The organism is Xanthomonas prunicola, from assembly GCF_025266575.1.
Classification (GTDB): domain Bacteria; phylum Pseudomonadota; class Gammaproteobacteria; order Xanthomonadales; family Xanthomonadaceae; genus Xanthomonas; species Xanthomonas prunicola.
Window position 1 is genome coordinate 2,605,220 of record NZ_CP096142.1, and the last position, 26,365, is coordinate 2,631,584.

Below are 26,365 nucleotides of genomic sequence, written 5' to 3' on the forward strand. Positions count from 1 at the left end.
AGCGCTGCGCGATCGGCGTCGCCTCGGGAAACAGCCGTGCCATCTCGCGCCTGCGCAGCAAGCGGATCTCGTCCACGAAGCATCGTGCCTGCGCGCGCGTCTGCGGTCGATGCGCCCCAGCGGAAGCCGGTACAACAGTTCTGCCTGTCAGGCCCGTGGCAGGAACTGGATGCCGGGCGCCAGATAATGCGGTTCGATCGGGAACCAGTAATTGGGTGTTTGGACGGAATACTGCGGTGCCACCCGCCGGATCTGGTCGGCGAATGCACGCATCCGCGCGGCATCGCCCACATGTTTGATCACCGAATTGGAGTGGGCGATGTCGAAGGCGTTGTCGGCGTCCCCCAGTACGCAACCGTCGCCCCGTTGCGCACGCAGATGCGTGCGCGCTGCCGGCAGCGGGGCGTCCTCGAGATTGACCACGGTCACCTCGCAGGCGTGTTGCGCGAAGAAGGCATCCGGTACCTGCGCCCAATAGGCGAACGTGCCGCCGACGTCGATCACCCGGCAGTAGCCCTGGCGCCGATGGCAGGCGCGCACCATCTCCAGGAACACGCGTAAGCGACGCGCACGCAACCGCGCACTGAGCGAGGCGGTGTTGGTGTCATCGGCTTGCGCACTGAGACCCATCGCCGGGCCTACCTACGCATGCTGCAGGCGGGGACGCGGCGCGCTGGCGTGTTCGTCCCTGGCCAACAGCGTATCGAGGATGCAGCGGAACGCATGGCCATCGCCAAATGGATTGCGCCACGCCACCGGACGCGCCAGCAAGCGATCGGCCGCAGTGCGCAGCGCGTCCTGGTCCAGGCCATGGGGCAGTTCCGCCCCGCCGATCTGCAGGGTTTCCGGTCGCTCGGTATTGGTGCGCAGCACCAGACATTTGCGCTGCAGGATGCAGGCTTCCTCCTGGATCCCGCCACTGTCGGTCATGATCAATGCCGCGCCTTGCTGGAGCGCCAGCATGTCCAAGTAACCCACCGGACCGATCGCCCGCAGCACGCGATGCCGCGCGGCCGCCGCGCTCCCCAGCGCATCCAGGCGCGGGTGCATCGGAAACACCAGCGGCAACCCCTGGTCCTCGGAGATCGAGGTGACTGCCTGCATCAGGGCGGCAAAATGTGCGGGATCTTCGGTATTGGAACGGCGATGGCAGGTGAGCAGGTGATAGCCGCCTTCGCGCAGCCCCAGGCGTTGCAGGATGGTCGAGCGGCGCAGCGCGGTCTGGGCATGCGCCAGGGTCGCGTCGGCGACGGTATTGCCGGTGATGCGGATGCGTGCGCCGGTCAGGCCTTCATCGCGCAGGATCTGCGCCTGCAGTGCGGTGGGACAGAACAGGTAGTCGGACAAGTGGTCGATCAGAACGCGATTGACTTCTTCGGGCATGCTGCGGTCGCGGCTGCGCAGGCCCGCTTCGACATGGGCCACGGCGATCTCCAGCTTGTTGGCAGCCATGGCGCCAGCCAAGGCGCTATTGGTGTCGCCCTGCACCACCACCACATCCGGCTGCAGCGTCGCAAGTACTGGCTCGATGCCGCACAACATACGTCCGATCTGCACGCCGTGCGGTGCCGAACCCACGCCAAGATTGTAATCGGCCGGCGGCAAACCCAACTCGTCGAAGAACACGCGGTCCATCGCCTCGTCGTAATGCTGGTTGGTATGGACGATCGAAAAATGCAGCCCATCGCGTAGGCTTGCAGCGATCAGCGATGCCAGCTTGATGATTTCAGGGCGGGTGCCGAGAACATAGGTGATGTGCATGGGACTCCCGATCCGGGTTCAATAGGCGTCGCGGTCGAACAGCACGATCACGCAGGTCTGCGCGATGATGCTCAGGTCCAGCCAAAGCGACCAATGCTGGATGTAAGCGAGATCGTGTTGAACGCGGCGGTGCATCTTTTCCACCGTGTCGGTCTCACCGCGCAGGCCATTGACCTGCGCCCAGCCGGTGATGCCCGGCTTGACCCGCTGGCGTTGCAGATAGTTCGGCACCAATTCCTGGTAGTGCGCGTTGTGCGCCAGCGCATGCGGCCGCGGCCCGACGATGGCCATGTGCCCTTGCAGGACATTGAGGAACTGCGGCAATTCGTCGAGGCTGGTGCGCCGCAGGAACGCGCCGAAGCGCGTGACCCGTTGATCGCCCCGGCTGGTCTGCGACGCAGCGGTTGCCGCATCGTGTACCTGCATGCTGCGGAACTTCCACAATTCGAACGGACGCCCGTCCCAACCCTGCCGCGTCTGCCGAAACAGCACCGGTCCGGGACCGGAGAGCTTCACGCCCGCAGCCAGGGCCAGCATGAGCGGTGCACTCGCCACCACGATGATGGACGCCAGCACACGGTCGGTCGCCTCCTTCAGCGCACGCGACAGGCCCGTCAGCGGTCGGACCGACAACGCCACCATCGGCGGGCCGCTCATCTCTTCCAGGCAGGATTGACCAGGACGAAAGGCGAACAGATCAGGAATCCAGCAGGCCTCGACGCAGCATGCATCCAGTTGCGCGATGCTGTGGCGAAGTCGTGCCTCCTCGCGCATCGGCCATGTCACCCACACTTCACCGACATGCCGGTCTTCCAGCCAGGATGACAATCCGGCAGTGCTGCCAAGCGCTAGGTCCAATGGTACCTGCAGCAGCTCGATCCCCGGGCACGGTTGCCGCTGGATCCTCTTCACCAACATGTCGCTGCAGTCGGGCGGACCGAGTAAGGCGATGCGTCGGCGCCCAATATCGTGACCATGCAACCAGGCAAGTGCGCCCTTCATCGCAGACCGCACGCACAGCAGACCCGCACCACCGCATCCAGCCCAATAGAGAAACCACAGGCGGGAGAAACCCGCACCGGTCGCGCTCAAAAAGCCGATCGACATCAACATGCTCAGCACGATTGCCCACCCCGTCAACACGCGCCCGGCCACCATCGTTGGTGCCACATGCGGTCCTTGGCGGTAAAGCGAGAGGCGCCCGAATACCAACAGCGTAAGTGCCGCGGCAGCGAGCAACGCGTATGTATAGCGGGGCGCCTCCGGCAATGCCGGTTGACCGACGCGCATGGCATAGGCAAACAACCCGCTGCCGACCACGACGCCCATATCGGCGACCTTCACCATGCTGGCCACCGACCCAAGCAAGTGACTGGATCGCCTGGTCGCAATGGCGACACGCGGCAGCAGTGGATCGAGCGAACTCATCCGCCAACCCCAGCCCGGCCGTGGACCGGCGAGCCTACGCATGGATTGATCAGCATTCCTCTCCCTTCATCCCTGCTTTTCTCCAAGAATGGCAGCTCCGCCAGCGGCATCGTGCACCTGGCGATAGAGCGTGGCGTAGGAACGCACCATCGCCGCGCCGGTGAAGTACTGCCGATAACGGCTCAACGCCTCCTGCCCCAATGCGTTGGCCTCCTGCGGATGATTCCATAGATAACGCATTGCATCGCGTAAGGCCACCGGATCTGCCGGTGCCACCACCAGGCCGGTCTGTCCTGCCACGTTCACAAAGCTGGTCCCGGTGCCGATTTCACAGGAGATCATGGGTTTGGCATGCATCGCCGCCTCCAGCAAGGTGATGCCGAACGCCTCCGATCGCAAATGCGATGGAAACACCAGCCCATCGCACAGCGACAGCAAGGCATGCTTGTCGGCATCGTCCAGCACGCCCAAAAAGTGGACGTGGGTCAGGCCGAGCTGCCGCGCCTGCTGGCGCAAGCGCGGCCCTTCCGGTCCATCGCCAACGATGGCCACCGGGATCTGCGTCCCGCGGACGGCCTGCAGCAGATACTGCAGACCCTTGTAATAGCGCAGGACACCGACGAACAGAAAAAATCGCGGGCCCAATCGTGTGCGCCAGGCCTGCGCGCGTTCGGCATCCGGCGTGTAGTGACTGGAGGGATCCAGTCCGATCGGTATCACGCTTAACTTGGTTTGGAAGTTGGCCAGGACCGGACTGGTGGCACGGTAATTGGGCGATGTCGCGACAATATGGTCGACGCGATCGAGAAAGCGCCGTTGCAGCGGTTGATACAAGCGCAGTAACCGTCGTTGTCGCACGATGTCGGCGTGATACGTCAGCACCGAAGGCGTTCGCACTGCACCTGCCAGATGCAGTACATCCATGAACGGCCACGGAAAGTGGTAATGGATCAGATCGAAGCGACGGGCCAAGCCGGCGAACTGGTGCAGCAAGCGCAGCGACACCGGCATCGACGCCAATTCGAAGTCGCGTCGAAAGCGATGCAGCGTGTAGGAGCCCTGCATGCTGATGCCTGCCAGACGCCCATCGGCGCAGAGGGTCACCACCTCGCTCTCCACAGCGTGCTGATGCGACTGCGTGGCAAGCGTGCGCACCACTTGTTCGGTACCGCCCATGGTCTCCGGCAGGCTGGTCTTGTAGACCTGCAACACCCGTAGCGGCGAGGACGTCAGGCTCAAGCGGCCAACACGTCGCGGTACGCGCCAGCCGTCGCTACGGCGCAACGCTGCCAACTGAACTGCGCTGCGCGCTGCAAGCCCGTCTGACGCGCGGCCTCACGCCAGGTCGCATCGTCGATGCCTCTTGCCAGCGCCAGAGTCAACGCACTGACGTCGGCAGGATCGAACAGCATTGCGACATCGGCCGCCACTTCCGGTAATGCCGACGCCGATGCGCAAATCACCGGCGTACCGCTCGCCATGGCCTCCAGCACCGGCAAGCCGAATCCCTCGTAAAACGAGGGAAACACGAACAAGCGGGCACCAGCCATTAACGCAGGCAGGCAGTCCTGTGGAACGTAGCCAAGATAGCGCAGCCAACCGGCCTGTTCTGCACGACGCATGCGCGCATGCAATGCCTCGCTGGACCAGCCGCTGTGGCCGGCGATCACCAACGGGTAGCGCGCACGCACTGCGGCGGGCAAGGCCGCATATGCGGTCAACAGAACATCGATGTTCTTACGCGGTTCGATGGTACTCACGCACAGACAATACGCATGGGTTTCCAGGCCCAACGCCTGCAGCGGTGCAGCTACTTCGCCCGGGGTATGCGGTCGAAACGCGGCATCCGCCGCTAGCGGGATCGCGCGAATACGCTCCAGCGGCAGCGCAAAGTGCGCAGCAATCTCCTGCCGCGAAAACTCCGAGACCGTCAGGATCAATTGCGCGCGTTGCACCGCCAGCGCCAACTCCTTGCGCATGTAGCGCACCCGGTCGGCGCGGTGGCATTGGGGCCAGCGATAGATTGAAATATCGTGGAAGGTCGCAACGCTAGGACCGTCATACGCAGGCAGGTAATAATTGCAGCCATGAAACAACGCCGGTTCCTGCCCGCGAAGGGCACGCGCCTTGGCCAGATTGCCGAGGCGTCGATAGGCATCCGTCGCCACTTCGATCCGCGAGAAACGATCGCGCATCCACGATGTCACGGTCGATGCCGGCCCGGGACTCGGTCGCTGTTGCAGGAGGCGTCGCCCATGCAGGTAGTGCAACGACTCGATCTGCGGCAGTTCCGCCAGATGCATCGCCAGTTCCTGCGTATAACGTCCAACGCCGGTAAGCGGGTGTCGAATCGACTCGGTGGCCAGGATAACGTGCACGGCGCGGCGATCAGGGCTGTTGGCAGCCGACGACGCGGCTGTCCGGTGCGCGCTGCGCCCTTGGCCGTCTATCGATAGCTGGATATGACGACTGGCATCGGCCCATTCCATGCTCCCTTTGGCGACCGCCTCAGTCTACCCGCTGCCGAAGACTGCGGCGACCGTAGCCATCTTCCCTGCCACCGCATCGCGGCCTGCGACAGGCTCGGATCCGAACGCAGCGCCCGGATGCTCTGCCGCGTCCATCAGCGCCGCGGCGTCGGGCCTGCCGAAACTGCTCGAACGATGCGCTGCGCAGATACCGCAGCGCCCCCAGATACGGCGCCGTTCCGGGCTGACTCCAGACCAAGGCAATGGCCTAGGCGATGTGCTTGTCCGCATCGGCATGGATCACTCGCCCATGCCGGGTGAATTGCAGCTCCCCCTCAACCGGCTTGCCATCGCGCACGGCAATGGAGTCGCGCTGCGTCCACATCGGCTCCCAGTGGCCTTGATACCACTAGGACGCGTGGCCGGCTGGATTCACACGGTAGACGAAAGATCTTCCTGGTCGCTGTTGAAGATGGTCAGGCCGAAGGCGCTGGTGCGGTTGTGGCCGATTGCGATCTCCGGCGCGATGGGCTCGCCGGCCCCGATGATGTCGCCCCCGGGGCTGGTCAGATGCCCGAAATAGCGCAGGCTGGGCACGGTATAGGCGCGGTGCGGATCGTCCGCCAGCCCCGCATGACCGGTGGCCGATTCATGCGGGGCGATCACCCAGTTGTTGCTGCCTTCTGCAGCGGCTTCTCGGCCGCCAGGCGCGATCCTGGGCGAGGTAGGCCGGCCCGAACGCGTCGGCCACAGGCCAAGCCTGTTACGGCGCAGCAGAACCAGCTGGAACAGGCGAGCGCGCGCGACATTGAAGCCTTGCACGAAGGACGCGTCGCCATCGGGGCGCGCGTCGCTGTGCGCCACGCCCCAATGATCGACGCGAATCTGCGCCGGCTGCTCCAGCCCGACCACTGTCATGGACGATTGCGACGGCGATGACGATGGCGCGGCATTGCCATGCCGGCTCAGGCTGATCAGCAGCAGGCACAGCACCACCGGTCTGTCGTGTGGAGCATGGATGACGCCTCGTGACTGCAAAAGGACGATGCCGCACGTCTGCGCAGTGACACAGACAACCCTGCAGGGTTCCGCATTGGCGACATGTGCGCATACAGATTGCAGAAGGCACGACGCATCAAGCGAATCATGCTGGCGGCGCCTACGCCTGCGCTGCTGTGTGGGTGCCGTGCATTGCGTTGCATGCACACGCCCGCAGGACTGTCGCGTCGGCTTGATCGCATGCTGGACGTGCGCATTCGCACGCTGCCAAGCGTCGCAGGCGCAGCCATCGACAGCCGATATGCCATTGCATCGCGCGTTACGCATGCATCGCCTGCAGCAACTTGGCGTGCTGCCTTCACATGCGCGGTAGCGCGAGCGCGCATGATCGTGGTTCTAGCAGCACTGATGCTGCACAGGCAATGTCTCCATGCCGCCAAAGCGGAAAGCGTCTGCGTTCTCTCTCTGGTGGCAATCGATTACCCAACCAGCACCATCGCCGCAGCCGCAGCCGGCTCGGGATCCTGCCGTGCCGGGCGCTGCATTGCTCGGCGACGAGCAGATGGAACTGCTGGCGCGCGCGCTGGCAACGACGCACACGCTCTACACCGGTCCGGCACGCGAGCTGTTGTTGTCGGGACTCAAGTCCAACCAACGCGCGCTCGAAAGTGCGGCATCGCGCCTGAACGAGATGGCCGCCGCTGGCGTGCGGCTGCACCCTGCCGGCGAATGGCTGCTGGATAACGATTATCTGGTGCAAGAGCAGATACGCCTTGCGCGCCAGCATCTTCCGCCGGGTTACAGCCGCCAGTTGCCACGCCTGCGCACGCCGAGCTCCATCGGTCTGCCGCGTGTCTACGAGTTGGGTTTGCAGGTCGTGGCGCATGGCGATGGGCGCGTGGATGCGATCACGCTGAGTCGTTTCATCGCGGCCTATCAACAGGTGGCACCGCTCAAGCTCGGCGAACTGTGGGCCGTTCCGATCGTGTTGCGGCTGGCCTTGATCGACAACCTGCGCCGCGTTGCCGACGGCATCATGCACGACGGGCGCGATACGGCTCTGGCTGCGCATTGGGCCGCAGTGCTCAACACCACGGCCGCCGCGCAGCCCAAGGATGTGGTGGTGGTGGTGGCCGACATGGCGCGCTCGCAGCCACCGGCCACCGGTGCGTTCGTCGCCGAACTGACGCGCGGCATCCAGGGCCGCGGCCCGGTGTTGTCGATGGCCAGCGCCTGGGTGGAGCAGTGGCTGGCAAGCGAAGGCCACAGCGTCGAAGGAATGGTGCATGCCGAAAGCCAGCGCCAGGCGGCCGACCAAGTCTCGATCGGCAACAGCATCGGCAGCCTGCGCTTTCTGGACGAAATGGACTGGCGCGAGTTCGTCGAAACCATGAGCGTGGTCGAGCAGACCCTGCGCAAGGATCCGGCGGCGGTCTACGCGCGCATGGATTTCCAGACCCGCGACGCGTACCGGCATGTGGTCGAAGACCTGGCCCACCGCATGGAGCGCGACGAACCGGCCGTGGCCGACACCGTGCTGCGATTGAGCGCGCACCCGCACTCGGCTGAGCAGGTGGCCGCGCACGTGGGCTACTACCTGGTGGATGCGGGATTGCCCCTGTTGCGTGCCGCGTTGCGCGATGCGGACACGCCCGCAGTGCCGACGTCACCGCGCCCGCGCGTGCGCCGCGTTGCGCTGCCGGCGTATCTGTTGCCGATCGCGACGATTACGGCACTGTGGACCGGCGTCTTGCTGCAGTGGGCCAGTGCATTGCCGCCGGCGCTGTGGTGGATCACCGCCGGCATCGCGCTGCTGGCGGCCAGCGAGTTGGGGATCGCCCTGGTCAACTGGGTGGCGACGCTGTGGGTGCGCCCGCGTCCGTTGCCGCGCATGGACCTGCGCCTGGGGATTGCGCCCGATTGCCGCACGCTGGTGGTGATGCCGAGCATGCTGGCCGGTACCGATGCCATCGACGAGCTGGTCGGCGCGTTGGAGGTGCATTACCTGGCCAACCGCGATGCGCAGCTGTATTTCGCCCTGCTCACCGATTTCCTCGATGCGGCGCAGGCGCTGTTGCCAGCGGACATGGCGCTGGTGGCGCATGCGGCGCAGCACATCGACCGGCTCAACGCGGCGTATGCCGACGCGCACGGCGATCGGTTCTTCCTGCTGCACCGCGCCCGCCAATGGAACGCGGGCGAAGGCTGCTGGATGGGCGCCGAGCGCAAGCGCGGCAAGCTCGAAGCGCTCAACCGCCTGCTGTGCGCCGACGATGCGCCGCTGCAGGCAGCCAGCGACTTCCTGCAGGTGCAGGGCGATGTCGCCGTCCTGGTGGGCGTGCGCTATGTGATCACGCTGGACAGCGACACCCATTTGCCCAGGGATGCGGCACGTGCCCTGGTCGGGGCGATGTCGCATCCGTTGAACATGCCGCGCATGGATGCCTCCGGTCAGATCGTGGAAGCCGGCTACGGCATCCTGCAGCCCGGCCTGGGCACCGGCATGAGCGAGGGCGGCGAATCGCGCTTTGCGCGCATGTTCGGGATCGAACCAGGCATCGACCCGTACACGCGTGTGGTATCGGACGTGTATCAGGACCTGTTCGGCGAAGGCTCGTTCATCGGCAAGGGCATCTATGCGGTGGCGACCTTCGAACAGGTGCTGGCCGGCCGCTTCCCCGATAACCGCGTGCTCAGCCACGACTTGCTGGAAGGCTGCTATGTGCGCGCCGGGTTGCTCAGCGACGTGCGCCTGTACGAGCGTCATCCGCAACGCTATGCCACCGATGCCAAGCGCCGCGCGCGCTGGGTGCGCGGCGACTGGCAGCTGTTGCCGTGGCTGCTGCCGTGGGTGCCCGATCGCGGCGGCAAGCGCGCGCGCAACCGGTTGTCGTGGCTGTCGCGCGGCAAGCTGCTGGACAACCTGCGCCGCAGCCTGGTGGCACCGGCCGCATTGGGTCTGTTGTTGATCGGCTGGTTGGGTTCGCCCACGCCGCTGCGCTGGACGGCGTGGCTGCTGGTGCTGTGGCTGGCGCCCGGACTGTGTTCGGCGCTGTATGCGCTGGCGCATCCGCCCGAGGGCCTGGGGCTGCACCATCACGCACGCCAGGTGGGTATGGCACTGCGTCAGCACCTGCTGCGCACCGGCGTGGTGCTGGCCTGCCTGCCGTTCGAGGCGGGACTGCAACTGGCGGCCATTGCCCGCACGCTGGTGCGCATGGCGATCACCCATCGCCATCTGTTGCAGTGGGCGCCGTCCAGCGAAGTGGAACGCAGCGCGCGCAGCGGCAATGCCGAACATGGCCTGATGGCCGGCGCCGCCTGCGGCGCAGCGCTGACGGTCGCGGCGGTGGCGTGGTGGTCGCCATCGGCCTTGTGGGCGGCATTGCCGCTTGGTGTGGCGTGGATGGGCGCGCCCTGGCTGATGGCCTGGCTGGGCGGGCAGCCCGCTGCCCCGATCGCGCAGTTGTCGCAGGAGCAGCGCGCTTTCCTCGGCGGATTGTCGCGGCGCACCTGGGCGTTCTTCGAAACGCATTGCACCGCGCAGCATCATTGGCTGCCGCCGGACAACGTGCAGGAGTATCCGGTCACGGTGGTGGCCAACCGGACCTCGCCGACCAACATCGGACTGGGCCTGCTGGCCAACGTGGCCGCCTACGATCTGGGCTACCTGACGGTGGCCGGCGTCATGACCCGCGTGGCCGATACGCTGACCACGCTGGAATCGCTGCCGCGCCATCGCGGCCATTTCTACAACTGGTACGACACCGAAACGCTGTCGCCGCTGCTGCCACGCTATGTCTCCACCGTGGACAGCGGCAATCTGGCCGGACATCTGCTGACGCTGCGGCAGGCGCTGCTGGCGCTGGAGGATGCGCCGGCGGTCTCGATGGCGGTGTTCGACGGGCTGGCCGACACCTTGAGTGTGCTGGCAGCGCAAGCCAGGACACGCCATGCCACCGCCGATGCGCTGGGTGCGCTGGAGACGATGTCGCAGGGCGTGCAGGGCCTTTGCAGCCAGCCCGCGCCAAGCCTGCCCCAGGCCGACACGGCGCTGCGCCTGCTGCTGGCGCAAAGCCAACGGATCCTGGCGCTGATGCCGGTCAGCGGCGACGACGAAGAACCGTGGCCGCAGCGGCTGGTCAGCAGTTGCAAGGCCGCCCTGGCCGAGTTGGGCCACTGCGCACCGGCGCTGGCCGACACCGCTCCGCACGCGGCGGAGACGACCGGCGCCATGGGCGCCACGCTGCGGCAGCTGGCGGCCGCCGGCCACGCACCGACCGTGCAGAGCTGGGCCGCCAACCGCGTGCAGGAGCTGCATCGGCTTGCGCATCGCGCCGGGCAGCTGGCGCAGATGGATTACGACTTCCTCTACAACCGCGGTCCGCAGTTGTTGTCGATCGGCTACAACGTCGACGACCGTCGCCTGGACAGCGGCCATTACGATCTGCTGGCCTCCGAGGCCCGCTTGGGGATCTTCGTGGCCATCGCCCAGGGCAAGCTGCCGCAGGAGAGCTGGTTCGCGCTCGGGCGCACGCTGACCGATACCGGCACCGAGCCGACGCTGCTGTCGTGGAGCGGCTCGATGTTCGAGTACCTGATGCCCGACCTGGTGATGCCCAGCTATCCGCAGACGCTGCTGAACCGCTCGATGCGCGGCGCGGTGCAGGCGCAGATCCGCTATGGCGCCGCGCGCGATGTGCCCTGGGGCGTGTCCGAATCGGGCTACAACACGGTCGATACGCGGCGCAATTATCAATACCGCGCCTTCGGTGTGCCCGGGCTCGGGCTCAAGCGCGGCCTGGGCCAGGATCTGGTGATCGCCCCGTATGCCAGCGCGATGGCCTTGATGGTCGATCCGGATGCAGCATGCCGCAATCTGCAGCAATTGCAGGCACTGGGATTCGGCGGCCGCTTCGGTCTGTACGAGGCGATCGACTACACCCCGTCGCGGGTGCCGCGTGGCGAACAGCACGCCGTGGTCCGCTCGTTCATGTCGCACCATCAGGGCATGGCGCTGCTGGCACTGGATCACGTGTTGCGCAATGCGCCGATGCAACAGCGCTTTGTCGCCGATCCGCAATTCCAGGCCACGCTGCTGCTGTTGCAGGAGCGCGCGCCGCGTGCCGGCGTCTACGTCAAGGGATTGGCCCAGGCCGCAGAGCGCCCGGTTCCCACCGAGGCGGGCATGGCCTTGCGCATCCATCGCGACCCGAATCTGCCGCAGCCGGCGTTGCAACTGCTCTCCAACGGGCGTTACCACGGCATGCTGACCTCGGCCGGTGGCGGCTACAGCCGCGCGCGCGACATGGCGGTCACCCGCTGGCGCGAAGACGGTACCCGCGACCACTGGGGCACCTTCTGCTATCTGCGCGATGTGGACAGCGGCGCGGTGTGGTCGGCCGCGCATCAACCCACCTGCGTGCCGGTGGAGCGCTACGAAGCGATCTTTTCCGACGCCAAAGCCGAGTTCAAGGGCAGCCACCAGCGCTACGACAGCCATCTGGAAATCGCCATCTCCGCCGAGGACGACGTGGAGTTGCGCCGGCTGCGCATCCGCAACCGTTCGCGGCAGACGCGGGTCATCGAGATCACCACCTACGCCGAAGTGGTGCTGGCGCCGGCGCAGGCCGACGAGGCGCACCCGGCCTTCAGCAACCTGTTCGTGCAGACCGAGATCCTGGCCGACAAACAGGCGCTGCTCTGTACACGGCGCCCGCGCGGACATGACGAGGCGCAACCGTGGATGCTGCATCTGGTGGCCGTGCACGATGCCGACGTGGCGACGATTTCGTACGAGACCGATCGCGCCGCCTTCGTCGGGCGCGGGCGCAGCACCCGCAATCCGCTTGCCTTGCACGCGCACGCCAGCCTGTCCGGCGCGGCCGGCTCGGTGCTGGACCCGATCGTGGCGATCCGCTGCCGTATTTCGCTGGCGCCCGATCAGCAGGCGCAGGTGGACATGGTCTACGGCGTCGGGACGCAACGCGAGGCCTGCACCGCGTTGATCGACAAGTACCGCGACCGCCGTCTGGCCGATCGGGTGTTCGATCTGGCGCTGACCCAGAGCCAGGTCACGCGCCGGCAGATCGACGCCTCGCTGGAAGACGCGATGCTCTACGAGCGGCTGGCCGCGCGCGTGCTGTTCGTCGACCCGCAACTGCGCGCCGATCACGAGGTGCTGCTGCACAACCATCGCGGCCAGTCGGCGCTGTGGAGTCATGCCATCTCCGGCGATCTGCCGATCGTGCTGTTGCGCATCACCGACCCGGACAATCTCGACCTGGCGCGCCAGCTAGTGCAGGCGCACGCGTACTGGCGCCTGAAAGGCCTGCGCGCGGATCTGGTGATCTGGAACGAAAGCCAGGCCGGCTATCGCCAACAGTTGCAGGACGCCATCCTGGGACTGATCGCCGCCGACCCCGAAGCCAATGTCCTCGACCGCCCCGGCGGCATCTTCGTGCGCGCCATCGAACACATTTCGCAGGAAGACCGCGTGCTGCTGCAGACCGTGGCGCGCGCGATCCTCAGCGATGCCAACGGCACGCTGGACGCGCAACTGCAGCGCCACCCCAGCGCACGCGCGCATCCCCCGCTGCTGGAACCGGTCCAGCAGCTGGACGGCGCCGACGCGGCGGCCAGCACGCACGCCGCCTATCTGGACCTCACCCTGCAGGCCGCATCCGACGAAGCGCTGCTGTTCGATAACGGCCTGGGCGCGTTCGCCGCCGACGGCCGCGAGTACCGCATCACCCTGGACGAGGGCATGCCCACGCCGGCACCGTGGTGCAACGTGCTGGCCAATGCGCAGTTCGGCAGCGTGGTCAGCGACAGCAGCGCCGGCTACAGCTGGGCCGAGAACGCGCACGAGTTCCGGCTGACGCCGTGGCATAACGACCCGGTCGGCGATAGCTCCGGCGAAGCGTTCTATCTGCGCGACGAAGACACCGGGCAAGTGTGGTCGCCAATGGCGCTGCCGTGCCGCGGCAGCGGTCGCTACACGGTGCGCCACGGCTTCGGCTACAGCGTCTACAGCCATACCGGACACGGCATCGGCAGCGAGTTGTGGGTCTTCGTCGATGCGCAACGGCCGATCAAGTTCAGCCACCTGCGGCTGAAGAACCTGTCCGGGCGCCCGCGCCGTCTCAGCGTGACCGGCTATGTGGAATGGGTGCTCGGCGACATCCGCGCACGCTCGCAGCTGCATGTGGTCAGCGAGGTCGACCTGGGCAGCAGCGTGCTGACCGCGCGCAACCCGTACAACACCGAGTTCGACGGGCGCGTGGCGTTCTTCGATGCCGATGCGCCCAGCCGCAGCATCACCGCCGACCGCAGCGAATTCATCGGCCGCAATGGCAGCCTGGCCGCACCGGCCGCGCTCGCCCGGCAGCGGTTGTCCGGGCGCGTGGGGCCCGGCCTGGACCCCTGCGCGGCGATCCAGGTCCCGCTGACGCTGGCGGCCGAGCAGAGCTTTGAAACGGTGTTCCGGCTGGGTGCGGCCTGCAGTCACGACGCGGCGCTGGAGCTGGCGCGCAGCAGCCGCGGCGTAGCCACCGCGCAGGCCGCATTGCTGGCCGTGCGCAGGCACTGGGAACAGGTGCTGGGCAGCGTGCAGGTGCGCACGCCCGACCCTGCCGTGGATCTGCTCGCCAATGGCTGGCTGCTCTACCAGACCATCGCCTGCCGCTTCCTGGCACGCAGCGGCTACTACCAGTCCGGTGGCGCGTTCGGCTTCCGCGATCAGTTGCAGGACAGCATGGCGATGGTGCACGCGCAACCTGCGCTCAGCCGCGCGCACCTGTTGCGCAGTGCCGCGCATCAATTCGTGCAGGGCGATGTGCAGCATTGGTGGCACCCGCCGCAAGACCGTGGCGTGCGCACGCAGTGCTCGGACGACTTCCTGTGGTTGCCGCAGGCGATGTGCCGCTATCTGGACACCACCGCCGACACCGGCGTGCTCGACGAACTTGTCGGTTTCATCGACGGGCGCGCGCTCAAGCCCGACGAGGAATCCTATTACGACCTGCCCCACCTCACCGGCAACGTGCAGTCGCTGTACGCACATGGCGTGCTCGCCCTGCAGCGCGGCATGGCGCGGCTGGGCGAGCGCGGCCTGCCGCTGATCGGTAGCGGCGACTGGAACGACGGCATGAACCGGGTCGGCAAGGACGGCAAGGGCGAAAGCGTCTGGCTGGGCTTCTTCCTCTACGACACCCTGCTGCGCTTTTCGGCCGTGGCCATGCAGCGCGACGATACGACCTTCGCTGCGAGCTGCCGCACGCATGCGCAGGCCTTGCGGGTGGCACTGGAACAGCATGCCTGGGATGGGCAGTGGTACCGGCGCGCCTGGTTCGACGACGGCACCGCGCTGGGCTCGCACCGTTCCGACGAATGCCGCATCGATTCGCTGTCGCAGAGCTGGTCGGTGCTGTCCGGGGCGGTTGACCCGGCGCGCAGCGCGCAGGCGATGGAGGCCATGCACCAGCACCTGGTCGATGCCGATGCGGGCATCGTCAAACTGCTGATGCCGCCGTTCGATCGCACCGGCCACGACCCGGGCTATATCCGTGGCTACGTGCCCGGCGTGCGCGAGAACGGCGGCCAGTACACGCATGCGGCGGTGTGGGCGGCGATGGCCTTCGCCCACCTCGGCGACAGCGCGCGCGCCTGGCAACTGGCCGGAATGATCAACCCGATCCACCACGCCCTGGATGCCGACGCAGCGCAGCGTTACAAGGCCGAGCCCTATGTGCTGGCGGCCGATGTCTATGCGGTGGCGCCGCACGCCGGCCGCGGCGGCTGGAGCTGGTACACCGGCGCGGCCGGCTGGATGTACCGGCTGCTGACCGAATCGCTGCTCGGTCTGCAACGGCATGGCAGCCGTATGCACATCGTGCCGTGCATCCCGGCCGACTGGCCTGGGTATCAGCTGCGTTATCGCTTCGGCGCCAGCACCTACGTCATCGACGTCACCCAGCGCCCAGGGAGCGAGGCACGGCTGGAGATCGACGGCGTGGCGCAGGCCGAGCTTGCCTTCACCCTGATCGATGACGGCGCGGTCCACGCTGTTGCTCTGGACTGGCCGGGAGACGCGACATGAGCATGCGCACACGCACCAACCATCAGCTGTCCGACCTGGGCAGAATGTTGTCGGTCTGGCCGCAGCGGGTACGCGACCCCAGCCAGTTCTGGCCGCAGTTCGATGCCTTGGCCAACAGCATTGTCGACGCGGCGGCCGAGGCGGACCTGCAACGCGTGCAACGTCGCTTGCGGCAGTTGCTGCACCGTCATGGGCTGACGCGCACGCAGTAATCCGCTTCCAGCTGGCCGCCATGCACCGCGATCCAGGCCACGCTGTGGCCGGCCGGCGGCACATAGCGCCAGATCTCGCCGTCGCGCAACTGCACGCTCGGGTAGGTCATGTCGGCCGGTGCCGGGATCTTGCTTTCCAGCGTGCCGTAGCGACCCGGCAGCACGCGCACCGGGCCAGCCACCGGCGCATCCTCCGGCGACAGTTACAGGCTCTGCGCCGGGGCGTTTTCCTCGGCCGCCGGCAGTGCGACCCACAGCTGGGAGCCCTTGGCCGATGCCTGGCCCACCGGCACGCCGTCGTGCCAGACGCCATTGCCGGCACGCATCCATTCCACCCCGCCGGGTGGGCAGCGTGTCCTGCTTGCCGGTGCTGTCTTCGTCGCCGACTTCGCCTTCCATCAGGCAGGTCAGGGTGGCGATGCCCGAATGCGGACGCATGGCCATCGGTGCCGCTCCTGCGGACGGTTTCACGGTGAACAGGTCCAGGAAGTAGAGAGGCACCCATTCGACTAGCCGGAAGATTTGTAGTGCAGTCGTCCAAAAATTGAAGCAATCCATGCCGCATGACTTGCCCCGGCACGCGCGACCGCAACAGCGGCCGCGTACCGCTTGCACTGCGTGCCCGCTCGGGGCGGCAGCGCTGCCTGGGGGCGTTCGCTCGCTGATCCAGACACTGGTCGCCCCGGCCACCAATCCAGCGCGAACAGCCCTGCGTTGCAGGTGCCCCCCCGGCGGACAGCCTTCATGCCATGCCAACAACGGATTCTTCACGCTTGCGCCATTCTTCCGCTGGAGATCTCCGATGATCCGCATCCTCGCCCCGCTCGCTGCCGTCCTGTTGCTCTCGGCCTGTGCCTCCAACCAGGTGGCGCAGGTGCAACCCATCGACGGCGCGATCTCCGGCCAGTGCCATATCGACAAGGTCCGCGGCACCGTGGGTCTGGCCGCAGCGGCGCAGACGGTGGAGCGTGCACGCGTCGATAGCGACAGCCAGCAGGTCATCGTGCGCCGCGGCGAGCGCGCCACCGGCGGCACGACCGCCAGCGGCCTGGCCGACCCGGCACAGGGCGCCAGCGAAAGCGGCGGCGATCAGCTCACCATCGAAACCGGCCCGTACAACAGCATCACCGCGATTTATTGCGGGTGATTGGTGGAGATTCGGGATTGGGCATTCGGAGTTCGGTAAAGCACTGCGGCTTTCTGGCTCCCGGATCTGCGATTCGCAGTGGCTGACAAGACGTATCGCGTCGTCGTAGCTGGGAGTGGACGGTGCCCGGCGTGCGCAGCACATGCCGCACCAAGCAGCGGCCATGCTCACCTGGTAGCGAGCGCGGTCGTCTTGGCAGCCACACTTACGCTGACTTCCGCTTCGACGCGGGCGTTGCCTGTGCCTTGAGCTTGCTACGCGATGCGGTCAAGAACTTCAGCGTGGCGGCTTCCCATTGGCGCTCGCCGCGCACACCGGTGGCCATCGCCTGGAGCTGGCCCGCACGCCAGCCTTCGAAGACGCACGGGTCGATGTAGGCTTTGCGGCACACCGAGGGCGTGTTGCCCAAGGCGTCGGCCACTTCGCGGATGACATCGTTCTGCACCTGCGTCAGCGCGCGTTCGCTGCTGCGTTCGGGTAACGGCAAGCGCGCTAGCCGCTGCAATGCAGCCAAGGTGCCGCCCCAGGTGCGGAAATCCTTGGCAGTGAAGTCCTCGCCCATGGCCTCGCGCAGATAATCGTTGACCTGGCCCGAATCCACCGGCTGCAACTGGCCATCGTCGTCGCGGTACTGGAACAAGGATTGCCCGGGCAATTGCTGGCACTGCCGGATCAGTTTGACCAGCTGCTTATCGTCCACTTCGATGTCGTGGTCCTGGCCGCTTTTGCCGCGGAATTTGAGCCGCGCGCGGCCGCCTTTCAGAAATTCCATGTGCCGGTTGCGTAGCGTGGTCAGCCCATACGAGCGATTACTGCGCGCATATTCGGCATTTCCCACGCGCACCAAGGTGTCGGCCAGCAATGCCACCACCATCGCCAACACCTTCTCGCGCGGAAATCCTGGCAGCACCAGGTCGCGACGCAACCGACGCCGCAGTTTGGGCAACGCGGTACCGAAGGCGATCACGCGTTCGAACTTGCCCTGGCCACGCACCTGCGCCCAATCGGCGTGATAGCGGTATTGCTTGCGCCGCCGTGCGTCGCGCCCGGTGGCCTGCAGATGCCCATTGGGCTTTGCACAGATCCACACCTCGGTATACGCCGGCGGAATCGCCAGCGAACGGATGCGTTGCAAGGTGTCGGCATCGCCGACGCGTTGTCCATCGGCATCGCGGTAGCTGAAGCTCTTGCCGGCCTTGCGGCGGCTAATACCGGGCTGTTGATCGTTGACATAAGTGAGCCCGGCCGCGCGCGCGGTGGCCTTGGCCTGCGCCACCGCCGCCACGCTCGCCACCGCGGCCGTGGCGACAGCGGCGCCGGTGGCTTCCGCAGCAAGCTTTCCGACACTGCTGGCAGTGGCTGCGGCATTGCGAAGAACACGTTTGGCTTTCATTGCGCAGAGGTCCAATGGCTGGCCGCGATTGTTGAGCGCGGCAAGACTAGGCTGCGTCAACGGAACGACAACGCCGTGTGCGCAAGCCATGCCCGTCGTGTGACTTTGTGCTTATGCTTTGGCATCCCCCATGTGCTGGAGTGATCGATGCGCGCTGTTCTGCCTATTGCCCGTCTGACTTGCACCCTGGTTGTGCTGACTGCATTGACTGCCTGCAACAAACCGCAACCCGATGAGCAGGAAGCCGTCACCGCCAAGGCCCAGCACGCGGCCGAACAAGCCTCTGCCCCTGCGCCGGATGCAGCGCCGGAAGCGCCGCCCATCGGCAGCTGCGATGCCACCCAGGTGCAATCGCTGGTGGGCCAGCCGTTGACCGATGCGGTGAGCGAACAGGCACGCAGCGATGCCGCCGCCAAGTCGGTGCGCGTGCTGAAACCCGGCCAGATGACCACCATGGAATTCAATGGCGAACGGCTCAATCTGGAGGTGGACGCCAAGAACGTGATCACCTCGGTGCGCTGCGGCTGATACGGCATTGGCGCCTGTCGCAAGACCGGCGCCAAGCCTGCTGGCACAAGGGATTGCAGCGGCTCTTGTTGCACCTGTAACGGTGTATTGCGGCACCGCATCAACTGTGGTCTAGTCGATCATCCGGTGACCTCTTCGAACGCTCCACGGATCGAGCGGTGCAACGTCGTCGCCGCTCTCCCAAGATCGCAAAGAGGCAGACATGGCCCCCCGCACTCGCCAAGGGCTCAACGACGACGGTCTCTACAACAGCGCGCGCGACGAACGCGACGCCTGTGGTTTTGGCATGGTTGCGCAGTTGGACGACCAACCTTCCCGCTCGCTGGTGGACACCGCGATTGCGGCGCTCTCGCGCATGACCCATCGCGGCGGTGTCGCCGCCGACGGCCTCACCGGCGATGGCTGCGGGTTGCTGATCCGCAAACCCGATGCATTCCTGCGCGGGCTGGCACGCGATGCAGGCATTACGCTCGGCACGCGTTACGCGGCCGGCGTGGTGTTCCTGCCGCTGGACGAAGCCGATGCCGCACGCTGTCGCACCGAACTGGAAACCCAGTTGCACAGTGCCGGCGTGCAGTTCCGCGGCTGGCGCGTGGTGCCCACCGACGACAGCGTCTGCGGTCAGCTGGCACGCGACACCTTGCCGCGCATCGAACAGGTCTTCGTCGATGCCGGCGCCGAGCAGAGCGAGGACGGCTTCACCCTGGCGCTGTTCCTGGCGCGCCGCCGCGCCGAGCAGGCGTTGCGCGAGGTGGAGAACTTCTACGTCACCACGCTCTCGCCCAACGGCATCAGCTACAAGGGCATGGTGCTGCCGGACAAGCTGAGCACGTTCTACCCAGACCTGCAGCGCAGCGACCTGTCCTCCAGCGCGATCGTCTTTCACCAGCGCTTTTCCACCAACACGCTGCCGCGCTGGCCGCTGGCGCATCCGTTCCGCCTGCTCGCCCACAACGGCGAGATCAACACCATCGAGGGCAACCGCCGCTGGGCGCAGGCGCGCAGCAAGGTGTGGCAGACCCCGCGCTTCGACATCGCCGAATTCGACCCGGTGATCTCCATGCACGGCTCAGATTCGCAGAGCCTGGACAACATGCTCGAGCTGCTGATCGCCGGTGGCATGGACCTGCTGCAGGCGCTGCGCATCCTGGTGCCGCCGGCCACGCAATCGCTGGAGTTCAAGGACGCCGACCTGGCCGCGTTCTACGAGTTCTACGGCCTCAACACCGAGCCATGGGACGGCCCGGCCGGCATCGTCGCCTGCGACGGCCGCTATGCCGCCTGCATGCTCGACCGCAACGGCCTGCGCCCGGCGCGCTGGATGCTGACCTCCGACCGCCATTTCCTGGTGGCCTCCGAGGCCGGCGTGTGGGAACTGCCGGCCGAACGCATCACCCGCAAGGGCAAGCTGGGCCCGGGCGAGATGATGGCGATCGATCTCAAGCGCGGCGATCTGCTGGACTCGGACGCCATCGACCGCATCAACCGTGCGCGCGCGCCGTACAAGCAATGGCTGCAGCAGGGCGTGACCTATCTGCAGACCGAACTGATCGACCCCTCGCTGGTGGAAGAACCCTTCAGCGAGCAGACCCTGCGCAGCTACCACAAGCTGTTCCAGCTCAGCACCGAGGAAGTGGAGCAGATCCTGCGCCCGCTGGCCGAGACCGAGCAGGAAGCCACCGGCTCGATGGGCGACGACACCCCGATGGCGGTGCTCAGCCGCCAGACCCGGCCGCTGTACGACTACTTCCGCCAGGCCTTCGCGCAGGTCACCAACCCGCCGATCGACCCGCTGCGCGAAGGCATCGCGATGTCGCTCACCACCCAGCTCGGCAAGGAGACCAACATCTTCCACGCCGGTGCGGAGACGGTGAACCACGTCATCCTCAACTCGCCGGTGCTCAGCCAGCGTAAGCTGCGCCAGCTGCTGAAGATGGAGCAGTACGTCGAGCGCAACCGCCTGATCGACCTGTCCTACAGCGTGGAGGAAGGCCTCAAGGCCGGCCTGGAACGCATCTGCCAGGAAGTGGAAGCGGCCGCGCGCGCGGGCGCGGTCATGCTGCTGTTGTCCGACCGCTACCCGGTGCCGGACCGGCCGATGGCGCATGCGCTGCTGGCCACCGGTGCGGTGCACCACCACCTGTGCAAGGTAGGCCTGCGCTGCGACGTCAACCTGATCATCGAAACCGGCACCGCGCGCGATGCGCACCACATGGCCTGCCTGCTCGGCTTCGGCGCCACCGCGGTGTATCCGTACCTGGCCTACCAGACGCTGTTCGACCTGGGCCGGCGCGGCATCCTGCAGCTGAGCAAGGGCGGCGAGCAGTCGCAGATCGGCCGCCGCTATCGCAAGGGCATCTACAAGGGCCTGTCCAAGATCATCTCCAAGATGGGCATCTGCACCATCGCCAGCTACCGCGGCGCGCAGTTGTTCGAGATCGTCGGGCTGGACCCGGACGTGGTGGAGCTGTGCTTTGCCGAGACGCCCGCACGCATCGGCGGCGTGGGCCTGTCACGGCTCGACACCGAGGCGCGCGAGCTCACCGCGCGCGCCTGGAACGACCAGCTCAAGCCGGAAGTGGGTGGCCTGCTCAAGTACGTGCACGGCGGCGAGTACCACATGTACAACCCCGACGTGGTCATGACGCTGCAGCGCGCCACCCGCACCGGCGATGCCGGCGACTGGCAGAAATACGTCGACGCGGTGCATTCGCGCCCGGCCTCCACGCTGCGCGATCTGGTCCAGCTCAAGCGCGCCGACACCCCGACCCCGTTGGACGAGGTCGCCCCGGCCGAAGATGTGTTGCGTCGCTTCGACACCGCCGCGATCAGCCTGGGCGCGCTATCGCCCGAAGCGCACGAAGCGCTGGCCATTGCGATGAACCGCCTGGGCGGGCGCAGCAATTCCGGCGAAGGCGGCGAAGACCCGGCCCGCTATGGCACCGAGAAGCGCTCCAAGATCAAGCAGGTGGCCTCGGGCCGCTTCGGCGTGACCCCGGAATACCTGGTCAACGCCGAAGTCCTGCAGATCAAGGTCGCCCAGGGCGCCAAGCCCGGCGAAGGCGGCCAGCTGCCCGGCCACAAGGTCAACGAGCTGATCGCCCGCCTGCGCTACGCCAAGCCCGGCATCGGTCTGATCAGCCCGCCGCCGCACCACGACATCTATTCGATCGAGGATCTGGCCCAGCTGATCTACGACCTCAAGCAGGTCAACCCGACCGCGCTGGTGTCGGTGAAGCTGGTGGCCCATGCCGGCGTCGGCACCATTGCCGCCGGCGTGGTCAAGGCCGGCGCCGACCTGATCACCGTGTCCGGCCACGACGGCGGCACCGGCGCCAGCCCGGTCAGTTCGATCCGCTATGCCGGCGTGCCGTGGGAACTGGGCGTGGCCGAGTCGCACCAGGCGCTGGTGGCCAACGATCTGCGCGAGCGCACCATCCTGCAGACCGACGGCGGCCTGAAGACCGGGCTGGACGTGGTCAAGGCCGCGTTGCTGGGCGCCGACAGCTTCGGCTTCGGCACCGCGCCGATGATCGTGCTGGGCTGCAAGTATTTGCGCATCTGCCACCTCAACAACTGCGCCACCGGCGTGGCCACCCAGGACGAGCGCCTGCGCGCGAACTACTTCACCGGCCTGCCGGAGCGCGTGGAGCATTTCTTCCGCCTGCTGGCCGAGGAAGTGCGGCAGTGGCTGTCCTACCTGGGCGTGCGCTCGCTGGACGAGATCGTCGGCCGCACCGACCTGCTCGAGCAGCTGGACGTCGCTCCGCGCGCCGGGGTCAAGGTCGACCTGTCGCGCCTGCTTACCCACGCGCGCTACGACGGCAGCCACTGCGCCGCCCAGCGCCTGTACGAATCGCCGGACAGCCTGGCCACGCAGATGGACGGCCTGCTCGCCGATGCGATCGCCAACAAGACTGGCGGCGACCATCGCTTCCTGATCCACAACACCGACCGCTCGATCGGCGCGCGCCTGTCCGGCGCCATCGCGCGCGTGCACGGCAATCACGGCATGAGCGATGCGCCGTTGAACCTGCGCTTCCGCGGCACCGCCGGGCAGAGCTTCGGCGCGTTCAACGCCGGTGGCCTGCAGCTGGAGCTGGAAGGCGAAGCCAACGACTACGTCGGCAAGGGCATGGCCGGCGGCCGGCTGGTGGTGCGTCCGCCACGCGGTGCGCGCTTCGAGGCGCGCAGCACGCCGATCGTCGGCAACACCTGCCTGTATGGCGCCACCGGCGGCGAGCTGTTCGCGGCCGGGCGGGCGGGCGAGCGCTTTGCGGTGCGCAACTCCGGCGCGCTGGCGGTGGTGGAAGGCGCCGGCGACCACTGCTGCGAATACATGACCGACGGCGTGGTGCTGGTGCTGGGCAAGGTGGGCCTGAACTTCGGCGCCGGCTTCACCGGCGGCCTGGCCTACGTGCTGGATATCGAACGCGACTTCGTGGACCGCTACAACCACGAATTGATCGACATCCACCGCGTCTCTGCCGAAGGCTTCGAGAACCATCGCCAGCACCTGCACACCCTGATCAGCCGCCACCGCGAGCTGACCGGCAGCATCTGGGCGCAGCAGATCCTGGACGAGTTCCGCGACTACATCGGCAAGTTCTGGCTGGTCAAACCCAAGGCCGCCAGCATCGAGTCGCTGACAGAGTCGCTCAGGCGTGCCGCCTGAGCGACGGGAATGGTGAATCGGGAATGGTGAAAAGCCCGGTTCGTCGGCTCCACTCCCGTCTCGCAGAACCGCCTTTGCGATTCCCCATTCCCCATTCCCCATTCCCGATTCCCGATTCCAGCCCTATGAGCCGCAAGCAAGCCTTCCAATTCCTCGACCTGCCCCGGACCATGCCCACACGCATTCCGGTGGAGCTGCGTACGTCCGGTGACTGGGGCGAGTTGTACGGCAAGTTCGACAAGGCCGACGCGCAGTACCAGTCCGGCCGTTGCCTGGACTGCGGCAACCCGTACTGCAGCTGGAAATGCCCGGTGCACAACGCGATCCCGCAGTGGCTGCAGCTGGTGCAGGAAAACCGCATCGAAGAAGCCGCCGCGCTGTGCCACTCCACCAATCCGCTGCCGGAAGTGTGCGGGCGGGTGTGTCCGCAGGACCGCCTGTGCGAAGGCAGCTGCACGCTGGAGGAATTCGGCGCGGTCACCATCGGCGCGGTGGAAAAATACATCGTCGACACCGCCTTCAAGATGGGCTGGCGCCCGGACCTGGGCAACGTGCAGCCGAGCGGCTGGCGGGTGGCGGTGATCGGCGCCGGCCCGGCCGGCCTGTCCTGCGCGGACCGCCTGGTGCGTGCCGGGATCGAGGCGGTGGTCTACGACCGCTACGAGCAGATCGGCGGCCTGCTGCAGTTCGGCATCCCCAGCTTCAAGCTGGACAAGTCGGTGATCGGCAAGCGCCGCGAGATCCTCGAAGGCATGGGCGTGCAGTTCCGCCTGGGCGTGGAAGTGGGCCGCGACGTCACAATCGAGCAACTGCTGGGCGAGTTCGATGCGGTGTTCCTGGGCACCGGCGCCTACCGCTACACCGATGGCGGCCTGCCCGGCCAGGACCTGAAGAACGTCTTGCCGGCACTGCCGTTCCTGGTGCAGAACAGCCGCATCGTCGGCGGCAACGACCCGCACGGCCGGCCTATCGCCGGCTGGGAAGACCAGATGGCGCTGCCCGATCTCAACGGCAAGCGCGTGGTGGTGCTGGGCGGCGGCGACACCGGCATGGACTGCGTGCGCAGCGCCATCCGCCTGGGCGCGGCCAAGGTCACCTGCGCCTACCGCCGCGACGAAGCCAGCATGCCCGGTTCGGCGCGCGAGGTGGCCAACGCGCGCGAAGAAGGCGTGCGCTTTTTGTTCAACCGCCAGCCGCTATCGATCGAATCCGGCGCCGACGACGAAGCGATCGGCGTGACCGTGGTGGAAACCCGCCTCGGCGAACCCGACGCCAGCGGCCGCCGCAACGCGGTGCCGGTGGAAGGCAGCGAATCGCTGCTGGAAGCGGACGTGGTGATCATCGCCTTCGGCTTCTCGCCGACCCTGCCGGACTGGTTGGCCTCGCAAGGCGTGGAAGCCGGCAACAACGGCCGCATCGTCGCCCCATCCGACGGCAACGGCCGCCTGCCCTACCAGACCAGCAACCCGCGCCTGTTCGCCGGCGGCGATTGCGTGCGCGGCGCCGACCTGGTGGTGACTGCCGTGGCCGAAGGCCGCGACGCGGCCGGCAGCATCGTGCAGCTGCTGGGCGTGAAAGCGCAGGTCAAGGAGCCGGCTGCGGCGTGAGGAATTTGTACTTCAATCCGCGCTTTCTGCAGGCGCCATATGCTCTAGCTCCCAATGACTCCCTTTTTTGAAGATACTTGCGATTACTCGCTTATCCCACAAAGGGCGGACAATATCGGCCATTAATTCTTCAGCCACACGAATTTTATGAAACTTACCTTCTTCATCAAGAACTTCTACAAAACTCGAATCGTCATCTGGCTGGCGTGCGCCTCTTAAGACACCTACGATTTCCGCATTTTTTGATAGATTTTGTGAGTAAGTTTTCGTATGCGTATGCATCGCTTTACGAGAAACCTTTAATCGCACCAAATCCCTTTTATGCGACCTTGTACTACTTTCTAAAGTAACAACAGTTACATCTGAGCCATCTGGGATAATCTGCCTCCCAAGCTCTGCAAAATTTCGGCGATAGCTTTCATCCTCAATCAGATTATTTAAACCTGATAAGTTGCCATCTTCAAAAGCACGCATTCCCTTGACGATCTCCGTTAGCACTTCAGCCGTCTGCACCCTCCCCGTTGCCCACGGGAAGTTCGTTTGCTGAAGCTCCCCAACGCGAACGTCAACCGCAAAACTGCCAGCCATCGGCGCGCCCAAGAAAACTTTAACCGTTTCCTTGCTTCGCACGGAATCTGAAAAATCAACTCCATCAAGTCGATCAAAAGTTCTACGAATCATTTTTGAAAGCGCATCGATTCGGTGTTGAAATTTCTGGTAAGGCACGAAGCCGAATCCAACAGCGCAGCCATCTAAGCTAAGCCTTAATGTTTCGTCAGAAAGGCGCTGATTATTTGCACGGAGATTTCTTCTAAATTCCGCGTCCTTAACTAACGACACGAGCTCCGAGACAATCGGCCCCCGCCTCGCGAGTCCCGCTCCCGCTATCTCAAGGGCCTCTTCGTACTTACCTGCTTCAATAGCAATTGTGGCGGCGCTACGGAAAAGAACGCTACGTGTTGGCTCATCTCCACTAAGCTTTTCGTATTCGTATGCGGCACGTTTCTCTTGCTGAAGGGCCAGCACCGCATTCTCTTGGAATGAGCT

17 protein-coding genes are annotated in these 26,365 nt (G+C 66.0%); 6 read left to right on the top strand and 11 right to left on the bottom strand.

Features of this window, described 5'->3' with window-relative positions:
* Positions 1-147: 147 nt before the first annotated feature.
* The 7 genes from M0D43_RS11175 to M0D43_RS11200 form a co-directional block, all read right to left on the bottom strand.
* Complete coding sequence (locus tag M0D43_RS11175; protein ID WP_252164680.1) at positions 148-630, bottom strand: methyltransferase domain-containing protein; 483 nt, start codon at positions 628-630, stop codon at positions 148-150.
* A gap of 12 nt (positions 631-642) precedes the next feature.
* The gene (wecB, locus tag M0D43_RS11180) at positions 643-1,761 is read right to left on the bottom strand and encodes a non-hydrolyzing UDP-N-acetylglucosamine 2-epimerase (RefSeq protein ID WP_252164681.1); all 1,119 of its coding nucleotides are present in this window, start codon (positions 1,759-1,761) and stop codon (positions 643-645) included.
* A gap of 18 nt (positions 1,762-1,779) precedes the next feature.
* Positions 1,780-3,108 carry an undecaprenyl-phosphate glucose phosphotransferase gene (locus M0D43_RS11185; RefSeq protein ID WP_252164682.1) on the bottom strand — a complete coding sequence of 443 codons (1,329 nt, stop codon included), beginning with the start codon at positions 3,106-3,108 and terminating at the stop codon, positions 1,780-1,782.
* A 147-nt stretch (positions 3,109-3,255) separates the two neighbouring features.
* Positions 3,256-4,428, bottom strand: coding sequence for a glycosyltransferase (locus tag M0D43_RS11190; RefSeq protein ID WP_286365602.1), 1,173 nt, complete (start codon positions 4,426-4,428; stop codon positions 3,256-3,258).
* Complete coding sequence (locus M0D43_RS11195; RefSeq protein WP_252164683.1) at positions 4,425-5,567, bottom strand: glycosyltransferase family 4 protein; 1,143 nt, start codon at positions 5,565-5,567, stop codon at positions 4,425-4,427. Before M0D43_RS11195 ends, M0D43_RS11190 begins: the two co-directional genes overlap by 4 nt.
* A 358-nt stretch (positions 5,568-5,925) precedes the next feature.
* Positions 5,926-6,042 carry a hypothetical protein gene (locus tag M0D43_RS22035; protein WP_286365603.1) on the bottom strand — a complete coding sequence of 39 codons (117 nt, stop codon included), beginning with the start codon at positions 6,040-6,042 and terminating at the stop codon, positions 5,926-5,928.
* 47 nt (positions 6,043-6,089) lie between these two features.
* The gene (locus M0D43_RS11200; protein WP_260808226.1) at positions 6,090-6,653 is read right to left on the bottom strand and encodes a penicillin acylase family protein; all 564 of its coding nucleotides are present in this window, start codon (positions 6,651-6,653) and stop codon (positions 6,090-6,092) included.
* A gap of 433 nt (positions 6,654-7,086) precedes the next feature.
* Between M0D43_RS11200 and M0D43_RS11205 the strand changes: the two genes are divergently transcribed.
* Together M0D43_RS11205 and M0D43_RS11210 are read left to right on the top strand one after the other, a co-directional pair.
* Positions 7,087-15,756 carry a glycoside hydrolase family 94 protein gene (locus M0D43_RS11205; RefSeq protein WP_425510667.1) on the top strand — a complete coding sequence of 2,890 codons (8,670 nt, stop codon included), beginning with the start codon at positions 7,087-7,089 and terminating at the stop codon, positions 15,754-15,756.
* On the top strand, positions 15,753-15,968 hold the full coding sequence (locus tag M0D43_RS11210; RefSeq protein ID WP_252164685.1) for a hypothetical protein: 216 nt from the start codon (positions 15,753-15,755) through the stop codon (positions 15,966-15,968). Before M0D43_RS11205 ends, M0D43_RS11210 begins: the two co-directional genes overlap by 4 nt.
* Here the strand turns inward: M0D43_RS11210 and M0D43_RS11215 are convergent.
* Together M0D43_RS11215 and M0D43_RS11220 are read right to left on the bottom strand one after the other, a co-directional pair.
* Entirely contained in the window at positions 15,944-16,150 is a 207-nt protein-coding gene (locus M0D43_RS11215) for a hypothetical protein (RefSeq protein WP_252164686.1), read from the bottom strand. The genes M0D43_RS11210 and M0D43_RS11215 overlap by 25 nt on opposite strands.
* Before the next feature lie 21 nt (positions 16,151-16,171).
* A complete protein-coding gene (locus M0D43_RS11220; protein WP_260807196.1) occupies positions 16,172-16,294 on the bottom strand; it encodes a cupin domain-containing protein in 123 nt (40 codons plus the stop codon).
* A 476-nt stretch (positions 16,295-16,770) separates the two neighbouring features.
* On the opposite strand from M0D43_RS11220, the gene M0D43_RS11225 reads away from it, so the two are divergent.
* Positions 16,771-17,115, top strand: coding sequence for a hypothetical protein (locus tag M0D43_RS11225; protein ID WP_252164688.1), 345 nt, complete (start codon positions 16,771-16,773; stop codon positions 17,113-17,115).
* Positions 17,116-17,320: 205 nt separating this feature from the next.
* On the opposite strand, the gene M0D43_RS11230 is transcribed toward M0D43_RS11225, so the two are convergent.
* Positions 17,321-18,598 carry a DNA topoisomerase IB gene (locus M0D43_RS11230; RefSeq protein WP_252164689.1) on the bottom strand — a complete coding sequence of 426 codons (1,278 nt, stop codon included), beginning with the start codon at positions 18,596-18,598 and terminating at the stop codon, positions 17,321-17,323.
* A gap of 57 nt (positions 18,599-18,655) precedes the next feature.
* On the opposite strand from M0D43_RS11230, the gene M0D43_RS11235 reads away from it, so the two are divergent.
* The 3 genes from M0D43_RS11235 (at position 18,656) to M0D43_RS11245 (ending at position 25,318) form a co-directional block, all read left to right on the top strand.
* Positions 18,656-19,036, top strand: a complete 381-nt coding sequence (locus M0D43_RS11235; protein ID WP_252164690.1) for an I78 family peptidase inhibitor — start codon at positions 18,656-18,658, stop codon at positions 19,034-19,036.
* A gap of 202 nt (positions 19,037-19,238) precedes the next feature.
* Positions 19,239-23,711, top strand: coding sequence for a glutamate synthase large subunit (gene gltB, locus M0D43_RS11240; protein ID WP_252164691.1), 4,473 nt, complete (start codon positions 19,239-19,241; stop codon positions 23,709-23,711).
* A 125-nt stretch (positions 23,712-23,836) separates the two neighbouring features.
* Positions 23,837-25,318: a glutamate synthase small subunit GltD family protein gene (locus M0D43_RS11245; protein ID WP_252164692.1), complete on the top strand. Its 1,482-nt coding sequence runs from the start codon at positions 23,837-23,839 to the stop codon at positions 25,316-25,318.
* Between the two features lie 12 nt (positions 25,319-25,330).
* Here the strand turns inward: M0D43_RS11245 and M0D43_RS11250 are convergent, their stop codons facing one another.
* On the bottom strand, positions 25,331-26,344 hold the full coding sequence (locus M0D43_RS11250) for a hypothetical protein (protein ID WP_260807197.1): 1,014 nt from the start codon (positions 26,342-26,344) through the stop codon (positions 25,331-25,333).
* Positions 26,345-26,365: the final 21 nt, after the last annotated feature.